Raw genomic sequence first — 15686 nt, forward strand, 5'->3', positions numbered from 1 at the left:
GCGACCCCGGTCCGCCGGTTACCCTCCCAGGGGCACTCTCCGGGAGCACCCGGCAGTCACGGCGGTCACGGCAAAGGAGCACGGCATGCATGAGGTTCAGGGCGTCATCTCCCGTAGCAAGGATGCCCCGGTCGAGCTGACCACGATTCTCGTGCCCGACCCCGGGCCTGGCGAGGCACTCGTCCGGGTGCAGGCCTGCGGCGTCTGCCACACCGACCTGCACTACAAGCAGGGCGGCATCGGAAACGACTACCCCTACCTGCTCGGGCACGAGGCGGCCGGCATCGTCGAGGCCGTCGGGGATGACGTCACCGACGTCGCGCCCGGCGACTACGTGGTGCTCAATTGGCGGGCCGTCTGCGGCTCGTGTCGTGCCTGTAAGCGCGGCCGGCCCTGGTACTGCTTCGCCACCCACAACGCCCGGCAGAAGATGACGCTCGCCGACGGCACGGTGCTCTCCCCCGCGCTCGGCATCGGTGCGTTCGTCGAGAAGACCCTGGTCGCCGCCGGGCAGTGCACGAAGGTCAACCCCGCGGTACCGCCCGCGGTGGCCGGGCTGCTCGGCTGCGGCGTGATGGCGGGCATCGGCGCGGCGATCAACACCGGCGCCGTCACCCGCAACGACTCGGTTGCCGTCATCGGCTGCGGCGGCGTCGGCGATGCCGCGATCGCCGGATCATCGCTCGTCGGGGCGCACACGATCATCGCCGTCGACACCGACGCCCGGAAGCTGGAGCTGGCCAAGCAGTTCGGCGCCACCCACACGGTGTTGGTTTCCGACGGGGACGTTGTCGAGCAGATCCAGGCGCTGACCGATGGCTTCGGGGTGGACGTGGCGATCGACGCGGTCGGCCGCCCGGAAACCTGGAAGCAGGCGTTCTACGGCCGCGACCTGGCGGGAACCGTTGTGCTGGTCGGCGTCCCGACCCCGACGATGACGCTGGAGATGCCGCTGCTGGACTTCTTCGGTCGCGGCGGATCGCTCAAGTCCTCCTGGTACGGCGACTGCCTGCCCGAGCGGGATTTCCCCGTGTTGAGCAACCTTTTCCTGCAGGGCCGGTTGCCGCTGGACAAGTTCGTCTCCGAACAGATCGCCATCACCGACATCGAGGCGGCCTTCGAGAAGATGCACCGCGGGGAGGTGCTCCGCTCGGTCGTGGTGATGTAGTTCCACTCCGGCTGATCGGTCCCCGCGCCGGCGCAACGGTCCTACGGCGGATCACCGGTCCGATACGGCTGATCTCCCGCTCCGGCTCCGGCGCGGCTCAGCAGCCCTGCGCCCGCAGCGCCGACCAGGTGGCCGCGTCCACCTGCCGGGACTGGGGCAGGTTGCTGTCGGCCTGGAAACGGCCGACTGCCGCGGCGGTCTCGTCGGTGTAGATGCCCCACCGGCCGGCATCCCCGGCCGCCGGGTCGGCGTTGATCTCACCGACGTCGTAGTCGAGCTTGGCGCCCAGGACCCGCTGCAGCTCACCCACCCAGACGTCGCGCTGGCCGACCGTCGTGATCTTCGGCAGCGAGTTCGGGTCGGCCGGGCACACGCATGAGATCACCGTCGTCACATCGGGAGTCGTGCTCTTGATGAACGCGTCGGCCGGACTGAGCAGCCTGGCGGGGCACGCGTCGGCCGGGCTGGCGAACGGCCCCGCGTACAGCACCAGCACATTGACCTGCGCGGTGAAGATCTTGCAGGACGAGCTGGTCTCGGCCCACTTGACGCCGGCCGGGAGTTGGCCCGCCGTGCGAAGGTCCGTGATCCGGCGGTCGAAGGCGGGCCGGTCGAGTTCCGACGCCACCTGGACGATGTAGCCCTCGTCGCAGCCGATGTCCTGCCGGGTCGGGGCGACCGCCGCGGCTGTGGTCGCGGGACCGGCCGACGATGCCGGCCCATTCGAGCCGGTCCCCGCGCCTTCGGACGTCTGCACGTACGCCTTCGACTGCCGGGGCGGCGCGACCGCCCGCGTCTCGGCGGATCCCGCGGCGGTCGGCGGCACCGCCTGCACGCTGGACGCGGCGGTGGTCGAGTCCCGATCCGGCGAGCCCGTGCTCACCAGCACGACCGCCACCACCGCGGCGGCCGCGACCAGCACTGCGACCACAGCAGCAACCGCCCACGCCCGGCCCGACGACCGCCGGGGTGGCTGCGAGCCCGGGGGCACGGGGCCGTAGGGCGGGGTGCCGGTCGGCGGTGGACCCGGCGGCAGCCCGCCGGGCGGCGTCGCAGTCGGCGGCAGCCCGCCCGGATACCCGGCCTGTCCCGAATGACCGGGCTGTCCCGGATACCCGGCCACGTACGGAAAGGGCGCGACGCCGGTCGGGTCGTCCTTCTGCAGCGAGACGGTCGGCGGTGCCGGGCGGTTGGGCACCCGCTCGACCGTCGTCCCGGTCGGCGTCACCAGCTCCGGCGGTTCGGCCAGCACCGACCGCCCGCAGTTGCCGCAGAATCTGCCGGGCTGGTCGGTTGCTCCGCAGTGCACGCACGAGGCCACGCGAGCTGCCGTCAGCCGGACTTGCGCCGGAACGTCCTTGTCGCCTTGTGGCTCGCCGTCGCGCCGCCGACCCCACCGTGACCGTCCAGGTGGGCGCTGCGCGCCTGACCGGCCGCCTTCTTCTTCTCGAGTGCGGCCGCGAAGACCTCCTTCGCCGAGGCCGTCACCGGGCCTTCCGACTCCTCGCTGTCATTCGGGACGGCGTCCGGGGTTGCGGTTGTCGTGGCGTCGGCCGCACCGTCACCGGCAACCGCGGCCGAGTCTGCTGAACGCTTCGGTGCTGGGCTGTCTGGCATGAAGTGCCTCCTGGTGTCGCGACGTGTGCTCGTGCTGTCCCGATTCTGACTGTCCTGATTCCCAGGGGGACGCGCACCCCTGATTCCCAGGGGGACGCGCACCCCTGATTCCCGGGGGGACGCCCACCATCATCGCCCGTCGCGACAGCGCCGAGCCACTTCATTCACTCCCTCATCCCATCCGCACCCGCTGACGGCCGGTTTCGGGCGGGCACCCCAGGAACACCCATTAGGCTTGCGCCGCGCGATCGACCGACCCGGGGGCCGCGCCCAATCGGACGAGGAAGCACTGAGAGGACCATTTCGGTGGCAGCGGACATCATTCCCATTGAGCTCGGGCTGACGGCGGGCAACGGGCTGACCCTGTGGGCACCGAGCTGGCGGGAGGACGGCGAGGACTGGGAGGCGTTCCTCGGTCACGAGGAAGACCTGTACATCTTCCCGACAGCGGCTCACCTTGCGGCCTTCATCCGAACCTCGACCGAGCACGACCTGCTGGATCACCCCGAGTGGGAGGCGGCTGCCGATCTGCTGGTGGACGAGCTCTCCCCCGACGACGATCACCGGTTCGACATCGTCGGCGTACCAGAACTCGTCTCGGAGCCGGCGGACATCTGGACGCTCGCGGAACTGACCGACACCGTCGCCATCCTGCGCTCACTCGCCGAGGTCTGCGGCCTTGATGCCGTCGACGACGTCCTGGACTCCGCCGACGGGTTCGCGCTGCTGCCGATGGGTCAGCAGGCGTTCGTCGGGCGCAACGGCGAGAAGCTGTGGAACGAGATCGGTGCGGTGGTGGCGGCCCGCTGGGACGAGGTTCTCGATGCGCTGGACGGCATCGTCAGCACCCCGGAAGTCGATCCGGCGTCGCTCGAGGTCGCGGTGGAGGAGGCGGCGGCGATCAGTGCCGTCGAGAAGCGCCCGGAACCCGAGCCCGGCGTGCCGGTCGACGTCGAGGCGGAACTGGACGACGTGCAGGTCGACGAGAGCAGGGACGAGGACCTCGAGTTCTGGGACGAGACGGGGGTCGACTGCCTCGAGATCACCGTCAACGACCGCACCGGGTACACCCTGCGGTGCTACCTCGGCGACGACCCGGTGTTCCTCTCCCGCGGCGGCCGGATCCAGATCTATTCGTCCGCCGACGATCTCGAGAACTACCTGATGGAAATCGATCCCAAACACGCACTTGCCTCGCTCGCGGTGTGGCCGGACATCCGCAAGGCCGTCACCGACGGCGATGCCGCGGTGCTGGCCGGTCCGGAGAACACCTATGTGCTGGACGGGCTCGACAGGGGCCTGCTGGAGGGACCGGCAGCGGTCGACCGCAAGCAACTCGAGCTCGGCGTCGAACTGCTCGCCGATGCGGCCCTCGAACGAGGTGACGCCGAGACGATCGACGCACTCGGGACCGCCAGCCCGCTGGGCAACCTGATCGGCGCCGCCGTGCGTCCCGATCCGGCACGCCAGGCCCCCGCGCCGCCGTACGACGACGAGGTGGCGGCCTGGAGCGTGCTGGTCGACCGGTTCAGCGCGACTCTCGATTGGGACGGCGACCGCGGCTGACGGGCACGGTCAGAACCTCTTGCCGGCGTCCCTCGCGGCGGCGTGCGCGGCCTGCCGGCCGGTCTCGGCGTCAGCGGTGGCGAGGTTCGGCCGGAACTCCACTTCGGTGACGTCCTCGATCCCGGCCCAGCGCAGCCAATCCCGCAGGTACGGCGCCTGGAAGTCGGAGCCGAACGACGGTGGTCGACCCGCTCCGTAGACGGCGCTGGTGTAGACCACCGCGGCCTTCCGACCGGTCACGAGCCCGGTGTAGCCGCTCGCTGGATCGAACCCGAAGACCATCCCCGGTTGGCTCACCACGTCGATGAACTGCTTGAGGATGTACGGGATCCCGGCATTCCACATCGGAACGCTGAACAGGTACGCGTCCGCCGCGGCGAAGCGCTCGAACGCCTGCCGCGCCGACCGCCACGCTGCGGCCTGGTCGCCCTCCGGGTCCGCGCCCGCAAAGACTGCCATCTTCGCCGCCGCGGCCGCCGGCCCGAACTCCGGCAGTGTTCCGTCCCACAGGTCCCAGGTCTCGATCTCGACATCCGGATGGGTCTCCCGGTACGCCGACAGGAAGGTCTCCGCGATCGCCAGTGATTCCGATGCCGCCCCGCGGGGAGAGGCGGATACGTGCAGCAGTGTGGTCATGTCGACTCCCTCGAGCGATTTAAGTGCGTGCGCACACACTACTATTTACGTGCGGACGCACGCAAGTAGTAGGCTCGGACGATGTCGAAAGCGCGCTCCACGCCGCGGGTGGACCCAGCCGTCGGCGACCGCGCCGTCGAGGACGCCTGGGGCGCACTTCTCCGGGTGCACGCGGCGCTGGTCCCGATCCTGGATCGCGAACTCCAGGCCGCGCATCGCCTGTCACTGGCCTGGTACGACATCCTGCTGGAGCTGAACAGCGCCCCGGACCGACGGCTGCGGATGAGCGAACTGGGCGAGCGGGTGACTTTGAGCCGGACCAGGGTCAGCCGCTTGGTGGACGAGCTGACCGCTGCGGGACTCGTTGCGCGTCAAGCGAATTCGGACGATCGGCGGTCCTCCTACGCAGCGCTGACCGCCTCCGGCCGCACACTGTTCCGACAGGCCGCGCCCACCTACCAGCGGGGCATCCGGGAGCACTTCGGCGCCGCGCTGACGGGCAGCGAACTGACGGCCATCCGGGACGGGCTCGGCAGGGTGGTCAGCCGCGCAACCGGTCGTACCCCGGCTTGATGATCCGCTCGATGATCTCCAGCCGTTCCGCGAACGGCAGGAACGCCGACTTCATCGCGTTGACGGTGAACCACTGCAGGGTGTCCCAGCCGTAGCCGAAAGCTTCACTGAGCGCCGTCATCTCGCTGCTCATGGTGCACCCCGACATCAGCCTGTTGTCGGTGTTGACGGTGACCCGGAACTTCAGCGCGGCGAGCAGCCCGATCGGGTGGTCGGCGATCGACGTCGCGGCTCCGGTCTGCACGTTCGACGTCGGCGCCATCTCCAGCGGGATCCGCTTGTCCCGGACGTACGCCGCCAGCCGGCCGAGGTGCGCCGTACCGTCGCGATCCACGGTGATGTCGTCGACGATCCGCACCCCATGCCCGAGCCGGTCGGCGCCGCACCACTGGATCGCCTCCCAGATGGACGGCAACCCGAACGCCTCACCGGCATGAATGGTGAAGTGCGCGTTTTCCCGGCGCAGGTACTCGAACGCGTCCAGATGCCGGGTGGGAGGGAAACCCGCTTCCGCACCGGCGATATCGAACCCGGCCACCTCGCGGTCACGGAACTTGATGCTCAACTCCGCGATCTCCGTGGACCGGGCAGCGTGCCGCATCGCGGTCAGCAGCAGCCGGACCCGGATGCGGTGACCCGCGGCCTCCGCGGCCGTCGTCCCCGCCGCCACACCATCCAGGACCGCCTGCACCACCTGGTCGAGGGAGAGGTCGTGCTCGGTGTGCAATTCGGGGGCGAACCGCACCTCCGCGTACACCACTCCGTCAGCTGCGAGGTCCTGGACGCATTCGGATGCCACCCGCACCAGAGCTTCTCGGGTCTGCATGACGGCCGTGGTGTGGGTGAAGGTTTCCAGGTACCGCTCCAGCGAGCCCGAGAATGCCGACTCGGCGAACCACCGCGCGAGGTCGGGGACCACGGTGGTCGGCAGCTGGCGGTAGCCGGCCTGCTCGGCGAGTTCGACCAGCGTCGCGGGGCGCAGACCGCCGTCGAGGTGATCGTGGAGCAGCACCTTCGGGGCGGTGACGATGGTGTCGGCGGTCAACGGTGTCGGCATCCGGCGGACGTTACCCGGCCGGCATGAACGTCGGCGAACCAAGCCTGTCCGTGCCGGCGGGTTCACCCAGCGCCGCCCGCACGGTCGCCGTGACGGTCCCGATCGCAACCCGGCCGACGGCGTTGGCCTGCAACGCCAGGCCGTCCTGCTGTCCGAGGCTGTAGTCGTCCGGTGCGGCGGCACTGAGCACCACGACGATCCGCTCGTCGGTGAATCCGATCGAGTGCACGCCGAGCACACCGCTGAGGCAGCAGCCCCACCCCTGTTTGGACCCGGCGCCGGGCACGACGCGCATCCCGAAACGCTGATCGACGCCGTCAGCGGCCAACGCGGTGGCCGACCGCATGGCGGGGCCGATCACCGCCGCTGCAACCGGGTCCGCCAGCAGCTGGTCCAGCAGGCTGGCCATGTCCGCCGCCGAGGTCTGCACGTTGCCCCACCACCGGCCGTCCGGCGTCGGCGTCGTCCCGCTCAGCCCGAAGCCGTCGGCGACCCTGCGCACCATCTCATCCGCACCCGTCGCCTGATACAGGTCCGAGCCGGCGACATCGTCGGACGCGGCGATCATCTCCTCGAACTGCGCCCTGGTGGTCGCATCCAGCGGTCGGCCGCCGGCCAGCAGGTCCGCGGCGACAAGCATCTTCATGAGGCTGAGCGCCGGGTACAGCTCGTCCGGGTCGTTCTCGGCCAGGATGGCACCGGTCACCCTGTCCATGATCACGACGGACTGCCGCACGCCCCGCTGCGCCGCGGCTGCGACGGCCGCGGCCACGGCGGCCGTCGGGTCGGCCGGGGGCCGTGGCCAGGGGTTGGCGATGGCCATCGTCGGGGCGGCGCTGTCCTGTGCGGTGCTGTTCGGTGCGGTGTTCGCCGGCGCGGATCTGCCGTTTGTGGTCTCCAACGGTGGAGCGGCAACGGTCATCGTGACGGTGACATCGCCATCCGCCGAGGACCGGTCGGCGCCGCAGCCCGCAACGGCCACGAGCAGAACGGTCACGAGCACAACGGCCACGAGCAGAACGGCCAGGCGCGGGACTGACCCGGCTGCGACGCCGGACGACTGCCGGGCTCGTGTCATCCGCTGTCCCATCCCGCCGGACAACGCGTTCGCTGCCAGCGCGCTCAGGGCCGCCGAAGGATCACGAGCGGCGCATCCGGTGCGATGTGCGTCCTGTACCCCTTTGATTGTGCGCGCAACAATCTGCGAGTATCGATCGTCGAGCGAAATGTCCGGTTGCCGTACACAGCTGAGAAGCCCGTCACCCCAGGGTGTCTGGACGCACGACGGAAGACGTCGCTACGGTGACGGAAGGCGACGTCGACCCGATCCGTTGCGCCACAGGGATGATCACGAATCACCCGTCGAGACAGCTGGTCCCCTAACGGGTCGGCTCAACCGCTCCGGATCACATCGAGGACCAGCGGCGGCCGCTGGACCGCCGTGCCCGCCGGGGCGATGGTCACCGCACCGGCCAGTTCGTCGAGCGCCGCGGCGAACCGCTCGGGGGTGTCTGTGTGCAGTTCGAACAGCGGCGATCCCACCGTGACGGTGTCACCGGGTTTCGCCAGGCAGAGCACGCCGGCCGCCTGCTGCACCGCGTGTTCCCGCCGGGCCCGGCCCGCGCCGAGCCGCCAGGCCGCGACACCGACGTCCAGTGCGTTCAGTCCGGTGACGACACCTGCCGTCCGGGCCACCACGGTCTCCCGGTACCGCGGGGTGGGCAGCGGGGCATCCGGATCGCCGCCCTGCGCCGCGACCATCCGCCGCCAGCTGTCCATCGCCCGGCCCGAGGCGAGCACGAGCGCGGGATCGACGTGCAGACCGGCCAGCTCGACCATCTCCCTGGCCAGGGCGACGGTGAGCTCCACGACGTCGGCGGGACCGCCGCCGGACAGCACCTCGACCGATTCGGCCACCTCGACGGCGTTGCCGACGGCGACGCCCAGCGGCGTCGACATGTCGGTGAGCAGTGCCGATGTCCGTACCCCGGCGCCCGCACCGAGTTCGACCATCGTCCTGGCCAATTCGGCCGCGTGGCTGGGCTGCTTCATGAAGGCGCCGGAGCCGACCTTGACGTCCAGCACAAGCGCCGAGGTGCCCTCGGCGATCTTCTTGCTCATGATCGACGCCGCGATCATCGGAATGGATTCGACGGTGCCGGTGACGTCCCGCAGGGCGTACAGCTTGCGGTCGGCCGGTGCGAGATCGGCCGAGGCGGCGCAGATCACGGCGCCGACGGAGGCCAGCTGTTCGGTCATCTCGTCCAGGCTGACCGCGGCCCGCCAGCCCTCGATGGACTCCATCTTGTCCAGCGTGCCGCCGGTGTGCCCGAGGCCGCGGCCGGACAGCTGCGGCACCGCCGCCCCGCACGCCGCGACCAGCGGCGCGAGCGGCAGCGAGATCTTGTCCCCCACGCCGCCCGTGGAGTGCTTGTCCACCGTCGGGCGGCCCACGCCGGACAGGTCCATCCGGATGCCGGACGCGATCATCGCCGCGGTCCAGGCGGCGATCTCAGCGCGGTTCATGCCGTTGAGCAGGATCGCCATCAGCAGCGCGGACATCTGCTCCTCGGCGACGTCCCCGCGGGTGTAGGCGTCGATCACCCAGTCGATCTGCGCCGTACTGAGTTCGTGCCCGTCCCGTTTGGCGATGATCACGTCGACCGCGGCGAAGGCGCTCACCCTGGTGCACCGGGAAGGTCTGCCGGGCCGAAAGCCGCCGGCAGCACCCACATCATCGCCTCCGGACCGGTCGGCGTGTCCACCAGCAGCTCCGGACCGCCGAACTCGTAGATCACCTGCCGGCAGCGGCCGCACGGCATCAGCAGCTCACCGTCGCCCGACCGGCAGGCCAGTGCCACCAACCGGCCGCCTCCGGTGAGCCGGAGCTGACCGACCAGGGTGCACTCGGCACACAGACCCAGCCCGTACGAGGCGTTCTCGACATTGCACCCGGTGATCACCCGCCCGTCGTCGACCAAGGCGGCGGCGCCCACCTGGAGGTGGGAGTACGGGCAGTACGCGGCGGCGGCCGCCTCGACCGCCATCGACCGGAGAGCGTCCCAGTCGATGGTCATGCGCATCCGATCGGTGACAGGCGATTATTTGACATAGGGAATTCCCTCCGCAGCGGGCGGCCGGACCCGGCCGACCAACCCGGCGACCGCGAAAATGGTGGCCAGGTAGGGCGTCATTAACATGAACTGACTGGGAATGGGCGTGCCGATGATGCCGAGCCTCGTCTGCAGGCTCGCGGCGAACCCGAACAGCAACGCCGCGACGAAGGCGCCACGCGGGCTCCAGCGTCCGAGGATCATCGCCGCCAGCGCGATGAACCCCTGGCCCCCGGTCATCTCCTTGGCGAAGGCCAGGCCAGAGGCGATCGTGAAGAATGCACCGCCCAGGCCCGCGATCGCGCCGCCCAGCACGGTGTTGCGCAGCCGGGTCCTGTTGACCGGGATCCCCACGGTGTCCGCCGCCTTCGGGTGCTCGCCGCAGGCCCGCATCCGCAGCCCCCAACGGCTCCGGAAGATCAGGATCTGCAGGCCGATCACCAGCGCGAACATCAGGTACACCAGCAGCGTCTGCTGGAACAGCACCGGGCCGATGACGGGAATGTCGGCCAGCAGCGGAATCTCGATCACCGGCAACCGCGGCGGCGAGTTCAGCGACGAGGAATTGTCGGTCAGCACCGTGGAGAACAGGTAGCTGGTCAGGCCGATCACCAGCACATTCAGCACGACGCCGACGATGATCTGGTCCACCCGGTAGGAGATCGCGAACCAGGCCAGCAGCAGGCCGACCAGAGCGCCCGCGAACGGGGCGGCGACCAAGCCGACATACGGATTGCCCGCCAGCGTGGCGGCCACCGCGCCGAGGAATGCTCCGGCCAGCAATTGACCCTCGATGGCGATGTTCACGATGCCGACGCGCTCGCACACCAGGCCGGCCATCGATCCGAACACCAGCGGGATCGACAGGAACAACGCACCCTGCAGCAGCCCGGTGACCGTCAGCGGTAGGTCCTTGCCGGCGACTGCCCAGGTCAGGAACGCCGTCAGGATCAGCGCCGAGAAGACGATCGGCAGCCAGAGGCCCACCTTGCGCCGAGCCCGCGCGTTGATGAACGAGTACACCGCCAGGCCGAGCGCCAGCAGGCTTAACACCAGTGCAGTGGACTTCGACGGCACCGTCAGCGGTTGGATCTGGAAGAAGTCGGAGTCGGTCGCGAACGTGAAGGTCGTCTGCTGGCCGGACGCCGGCAGGATTCCGAAGACCAGCAGCCCGATGACCGCGATGATGCCGTATGCGATCGGGGCCTGGTAGCTGGGCGGCTTCAGGGAAGCCAGAAAGTCGTCGTCCGCCGGCTTGGGAGCCACCACGGTTGATGCGCTGCTCATCGGTCCGCTCCCGGCTCGTTCCGCACCTCGGTGCCACGGTGCCGCCGAGACACTTGGGTGCCACGGTGCCGCCGAGGCGCGCTCGGCTTCGTCTCGTTCACACCTTCACCTCCTGGGGTTTGCGCTGCCGGCGGCTGGACTTCGTCCGGCCGGGCAGGAAGAACACCCGTCTGACCAGTGGCGGGGCCGCGATGAGCAGCACGATCAGCGATTGCAGCACGAGCACGACATCGATCGGGGTCCCGGTCAGCGACTGCATCGTGTAGCCACCGGCCTGTAAGGCGCCGAACAGCAGCCCGGCAAGCACCGTGCCGAAGGGTTTGGACCGGCCGAGTAGCGCGACCGTGATGGCGTCGAAGCCGTAGCTGGCGGCAACGCCCGCGGTCAACCCGTCCGACACCGGGCCGAGAATCTGCGCGGACCCGGCCAGCCCGGCAAGCGCACCGGCGGTCACCATGACCCAGAAATAGGAGGCACTGACCGAGATGCCGGCCGTCCTGGCTGCTTCGGGGTTGGCGCCGACGGCCCGAAACGCGAACCCGATGGTCGAGCGGTCCATCAGCCACCACACCGCCACGGCGGCGACCAGCGCCAGGATGAACCCCCAGTGCAGCCGCCATCCCGGCAGATCGAGCAGCTTGGGATACAGCGCGCTGGCCTCCATCGGCGGGCTCTTCGGGTTGATCGACCCCGGACGGAGGAAGGCGCTGGTTGACAGCAAATACGCGATCAGATAGACGGCGATGTAGTTGAGCATGATCGTGACGATCACCTCGTTGGCGCCCGTCCTGGCCTTGAGCAGGCCGGCGATACCGGCCCAGATCGCGCCGCCGAGGGCAGCGCCGACGATGGCCAGCAGCAGGTGCACCCCGGGTGGCAACTGGAAGGCGAATCCGATGTAGCCGGCGAAGATCGCACCGAGAATGATCTGCCCCTGCGCGCCGATGTTGAACATCCCCGCACGAAATCCGATGCCGATCCCCAAACCGGCGAAGATCAGCGGCACCGAGGCAGTCATCGTGTCGGACAGCGACTTCAGCCCGCCGGCCAACGTCTCGGCCTGGGTGTTGTAGATCGCGCCCTGGAACAACGCGATGTAAGCGCTGGACACCGACTCCCAGACTGCCGAGACCAGATCGGCCGGGCGGGCGAAGAAGTAACCGGCGGCCGCCTGCACGTCTGGGTCGGCGGCCGCGATCAGCACCCCGCCGATGATCAGCGCGAGCACCACCGCCAGAACCGAGATCAACGCCGAGGAGTTGAGTAACTGGCTCAACACCGACGGCGGATTCTGCTGGTTGGCGGACCCCGGGGCCTCGACTACGCCGTGGCCGGTCAGGTCGGCGGCCGGCTCCGAGGCGGGCTGTGGTGCCGGGAGTTCCTGCGACGTCACGGCTTCTCCTCCTGGAGGCGGGCGGCGGGCGGTGCCGCTGCGCCCTGGGAACCAGGTGCGGCCGCCCGCTCTGCGACTGCCGGGCCTGCGGCTACCCGGTCCGCGGGTGCCGGGTCTGCAGCTGCCGGGTCTACAGCTGTGGCTGCGCCGGCCTCACTCAGTACGTCGGCCTCGCCGAGCACGGTGCGATGGGCGGCGGCCTGCTCGATCGCCTCGAGGTGCGGGACGCCCGCCATCATCAGGCCGAGGACGTCGCGGTCGGTATCGCCCTCGACGATGCCGACGATGCGTCCCCGGTACATCACCGCGATCCGGTCGGCCAGCGCCACCACCTCGTCCAGTTCGGTGGACACGATCAGCACCGGGGTGCCGATGTCGCGTTCGGCCACGATCCGCGAATGGATGAACTCGATCGAGCCGACGTCCACGCCGCGGGTCGGCTGGGAGGCGATCAGCAGCCGCAGCTCGCGCGACATCTCGCGCGCGACAACAACTTTCTGTTGATTGCCACCAGACAACGTGCCGGCCGGTGCGGTGGCCGAGCCTGCCCGGACGTCAAACTCCTTCATCCGGTTGTCGGCGTTCGTTGCGACCGCTGCGAGGTTCAGCGCGATGCCGCGTGAGAAGGGTGGGCGGGTGAAGCTGTCCAGCACCAGGTTCTCGGCCACCGAGAAGGAGGAGATGACGCCGTCGGTACTGCGGTCCTCCGGGACGAAACCCACCCCAGCGGCCAGCACATCACGCACCGATCGACCGACGAGTTCGACCCCATCCAGCCTCACCGAGCCTCTGACCGGGGAACGAACGCCGAGGATGGTCTCGGTGAGTTCGGTCTGGCCGTTGCCCTGCACGCCGGCGATCGCCAGGATCTCGCCACGGGCGATGTCGAAGCTGAGGTCGTCGATCTGCCGGACCCCCGCTGCGTCGATGACCGTCAGGCCCGACACCACGAATGTGCGATCGCCCGGTTGTGCCGGTTCCTTGGCCACCCGCAGGTCCACGGCGCGGCCCACCATCATCGAGGCGAGCTCGGGTTCACTGGCCTCGGGGCTTGCGGCGCCGACCACCTTGCCGCGGCGGATGACCGTGATCTGGTCAGCAATCGCCCTGACCTCGCGGAGTTTGTGGGTGATGAAGACGATGGAGGTCCCCGACTCCTTGAGTTGCCGCATGATCTGGATCAGTTCGTCGGTCTCCTGCGGGGTGAGCACGGCGGTCGGTTCGTCTAGGATGAGCACCTCGGCGTCGCGGGAGAGCGCCTTGATGATCTCCACCCGCTGCTGCACGCCGACCGGCAGGTCTTCGACCATCGCGTCTGGATCGACGGCGAAACCGAACCGGTCGGAGATCTGCTTCACCCTGGCCCTGGCGTCCTTGGTGGAAATCATCCGCAAACCCGTGGTCGGCTCGTACCCGAGCACCACGTTCTCTGCCACGGAGAACACCGGGACCAGCATGAAGTGCTGATGCACCATGCCGATCCCACTGCCGATCGCGTCGCCGGGATCGGCGAACCGGACCGGTTTGTCGTCGATGAGGATCTGGCCGTCGTCCGGGTCGTACAGCCCGTACAGGACATTCATCAGGGTGCTCTTGCCGGCGCCGTTCTCCCCCAGCAGGGCATGAATCTCTCCCGGTTCGATCACCAGATCGATGGCGTCGTTGGCCACCAGGGTGCCGAACCTTTTCGTGATCCCGCGGAGCTCAAGCTTCACGTGACTCACACCTCCGCAGCGGGCCATGTCGGGCTATCGGGACTCGGTGGGCAACATGCGCCCATTGATCAGACCATCCAGCCGATCATCACGCTGCCCGACCGGCAGAAGAGATACGACAGGGCGACGGGTCAGGCGAGATTCTCGCCCGACCCGTCGCCCTTCACTTCTTCAACCGGCCTGAGATCAGGGGGAACTGACCGATTCCACCGTGAGATCGCCGGCGATGATCTGCTCCTGCAGCGCCTGAACCTGGCTTTCCAACTCCGGGGTGACCTTGACGTTGTGGAACGGCGCCAACGCAACACCCTCGTTGGCCAGGGTGCCGACGTAGGGCTCGTTGCTGAAGTTGCCGGCAGAGGCGTTGCCGACAGCGTCGAACACCGCGACGTCCATGTTCTTGAGCACCGAGGTCAGGATGATGTCCTTGAAATCGGGTGCCGTTTCGAACCAGTCGGCGTCGACGCCGATGATGACGACGTCACCCGCGGCTTTGGCTGCTGTCGCCGCACCCAGGCCCACCGGGCCTGCCACCGGCATGATCACATCGGCACCCTGGTCGATGAAGCCCTGCGCGAGGTCCTGTCCCTTGGACTGATTCTCGAAGTCACCGGTGAAGGAGCCGTTCTGCGCGGCCTTGTCCCAGCCGAGCACCTTTACCTTCGCGCCGTTGTCCTCGTTGTACTTGGCGACCCCGTCGACGAACCCGTCCATGAAGATCGTCACCGGCGGGATCGGCGCGCCGCCGAAGGTGGCGACCGTGCCGGACGTGGAGTACCCGGCCGCGGTGTAGCCGGCCAGGTAGGCGGCCTGGGCGGTGTCGAACAGCAGCGGCTTGACGTTGGGCAGGTCGATGGACCCGTCGTCGATGATGGCGAACTCGGTCTCCGTGTTCGCGGTCGCCGCGGCCTTGGTCGCGTCGGCCAGCAGGAAGCCGACCGTCACGATCATGTCGCAGTTCTGCGCGACGAGACCGTCGATGTTTGGCGCGTAGGCGTTCCCGTCCGCGGACTCGACCTTGACCTCCTGCACACCGATCTCCTCGGCGGCCTGGTCCAGGCCCGCGGCACCGATCTGGTTGAAGGACTTGTCGTCGAACCCGCCCGCATCGGAGACCATGCAGGCCTTGAAATCGGCGTTCTGCGGAAATGTGCTGGGCGCAACCGCTGCGCCGGACGAGCCCGATGCGGCAGCACCCGAGGAAGCTGCGCTGGATGCGGCGCTGGATTCGCCTCCGGACGCAGCGCTGGATGCTGCCGACGAAGCGCTGGTGGCTGCCGCCGCCGTTGAACTGGTTTCGCTGCTCGGAGCGCTTCCGCAGGCCGCGAGAGCGAGGCCGGCAACGGCCAACCCGGCGACAACCCTCAGGCTGTGAACTCGACGCACGTTGTTTTCTCCTGTTCGTCACTGCATGCCGCCCAGTCGGGCGACGTGCGCCGTCGGCGAGAGCGCCGACGGTTTGGCCCGCTGGACGTTACCTGCCGGTAGTCGCCCCGGCGAGGGGCGACGCCGCTCTGTAACCGAATTGTTCCTGGAGACTCATGTATTGACCCGGATGGCC

General features: G+C 69.0%; 15 protein-coding genes. 4 read left to right on the forward strand and 11 right to left on the reverse strand.

Translation table 11 applies throughout. The annotated features are described in order from the left end of the window. Window positions 1-85: 85 nt before the first annotated feature. Window positions 86-1168, forward strand: a complete 1083-nt coding sequence (locus ACVBEQ_RS14415) for an S-(hydroxymethyl)mycothiol dehydrogenase (protein WP_447153998.1) — start codon at window positions 86-88, stop codon at window positions 1166-1168. Between the two features lie 97 nt (window positions 1169-1265). Here ACVBEQ_RS14415 and ACVBEQ_RS14420 read toward each other — a convergent pair whose 3' ends face one another. After that, window positions 1266-2420, reverse strand: coding sequence for a peptidoglycan-binding domain-containing protein (locus ACVBEQ_RS14420; RefSeq protein ID WP_447153999.1), 1155 nt, complete (start codon window positions 2418-2420; stop codon window positions 1266-1268). Window positions 2421-2500: 80 nt separating this feature from the next. Further along, window positions 2501-2785, reverse strand: a complete 285-nt coding sequence (locus ACVBEQ_RS14425) for a DUF5302 family protein (protein ID WP_447154000.1) — start codon at window positions 2783-2785, stop codon at window positions 2501-2503. Between the two features lie 306 nt (window positions 2786-3091). Here ACVBEQ_RS14425 and ACVBEQ_RS14430 point away from each other — a divergent pair, with 306 nt between their 5' ends. Then, entirely contained in the window at window positions 3092-4351 is a 1260-nt protein-coding gene (locus tag ACVBEQ_RS14430) for a primosomal protein (RefSeq protein ID WP_447154001.1), read from the forward strand. A 9-nt stretch (window positions 4352-4360) separates the two neighbouring features. On the opposite strand, the gene ACVBEQ_RS14435 is transcribed toward ACVBEQ_RS14430, so the two are convergent. After that, the gene (locus tag ACVBEQ_RS14435; protein WP_447154002.1) at window positions 4361-4987 is read right to left on the reverse strand and encodes an FMN-dependent NADH-azoreductase; all 627 of its coding nucleotides are present in this window, start codon (window positions 4985-4987) and stop codon (window positions 4361-4363) included. Window positions 4988-5068: 81 nt separating this feature from the next. Between ACVBEQ_RS14435 and ACVBEQ_RS14440 the strand changes: the two genes are divergently transcribed. Next, a complete protein-coding gene (locus ACVBEQ_RS14440; protein WP_447154003.1) occupies window positions 5069-5560 on the forward strand; it encodes a MarR family winged helix-turn-helix transcriptional regulator in 492 nt (163 codons plus the stop codon). Here ACVBEQ_RS14440 and ACVBEQ_RS14445 read toward each other — a convergent pair. The 8 genes from ACVBEQ_RS14445 to ACVBEQ_RS14480 all read right to left on the reverse strand — a co-directional run bounded on the left by ACVBEQ_RS14445 (window position 5529) and on the right by ACVBEQ_RS14480 (window position 15244). After that, on the reverse strand, window positions 5529-6617 hold the full coding sequence (locus tag ACVBEQ_RS14445) for an adenosine deaminase (protein WP_447154004.1): 1089 nt from the start codon (window positions 6615-6617) through the stop codon (window positions 5529-5531). The genes ACVBEQ_RS14440 and ACVBEQ_RS14445 overlap by 32 nt on opposite strands. A gap of 10 nt (window positions 6618-6627) precedes the next feature. Then, entirely contained in the window at window positions 6628-7695 is a 1068-nt protein-coding gene (locus ACVBEQ_RS14450) for a hypothetical protein (protein WP_447154005.1), read from the reverse strand. A 314-nt stretch (window positions 7696-8009) separates the two neighbouring features. Beyond that, window positions 8010-9299, reverse strand: coding sequence for a thymidine phosphorylase (locus tag ACVBEQ_RS14455; protein ID WP_447154006.1), 1290 nt, complete (start codon window positions 9297-9299; stop codon window positions 8010-8012). Beyond that, window positions 9296-9694, reverse strand: a complete 399-nt coding sequence (locus tag ACVBEQ_RS14460) for a cytidine deaminase (RefSeq protein WP_447154007.1) — start codon at window positions 9692-9694, stop codon at window positions 9296-9298. Before ACVBEQ_RS14460 ends, ACVBEQ_RS14455 begins: the two co-directional genes overlap by 4 nt. 24 nt (window positions 9695-9718) lie before the next feature. Further along, window positions 9719-11017, reverse strand: coding sequence for an ABC transporter permease (locus ACVBEQ_RS14465; RefSeq protein ID WP_447154008.1), 1299 nt, complete (start codon window positions 11015-11017; stop codon window positions 9719-9721). 97 nt (window positions 11018-11114) lie between these two features. Beyond that, window positions 11115-12410 (reverse strand): ABC transporter permease, encoded by a 1296-nt coding sequence (locus ACVBEQ_RS14470; RefSeq protein WP_447154009.1) that lies wholly within the window; start codon window positions 12408-12410, stop codon window positions 11115-11117. Continuing rightward, window positions 12407-14125 carry an ABC transporter ATP-binding protein gene (locus tag ACVBEQ_RS14475; protein ID WP_447154010.1) on the reverse strand — a complete coding sequence of 573 codons (1719 nt, stop codon included), beginning with the start codon at window positions 14123-14125 and terminating at the stop codon, window positions 12407-12409. The genes ACVBEQ_RS14470 and ACVBEQ_RS14475 overlap by 4 nt, the downstream gene beginning before the upstream one ends. Window positions 14126-14311: 186 nt before the next feature. Continuing rightward, complete coding sequence (locus tag ACVBEQ_RS14480) at window positions 14312-15244, reverse strand: BMP family lipoprotein (protein WP_447154011.1); 933 nt, start codon at window positions 15242-15244, stop codon at window positions 14312-14314. Between ACVBEQ_RS14480 and ACVBEQ_RS14485 the strand changes: the two genes are divergently transcribed. Next, window positions 15243-15500: a hypothetical protein gene (locus ACVBEQ_RS14485; RefSeq protein WP_447154012.1), complete on the forward strand. Its 258-nt coding sequence runs from the start codon at window positions 15243-15245 to the stop codon at window positions 15498-15500. The two genes, ACVBEQ_RS14480 and ACVBEQ_RS14485, sit on opposite strands and share 2 nt — an antisense overlap. The last annotated feature ends 186 nt before the right edge of the window (window positions 15501-15686 follow it).

This window comes from Nakamurella sp. GG22 (genome assembly GCF_052976845.2).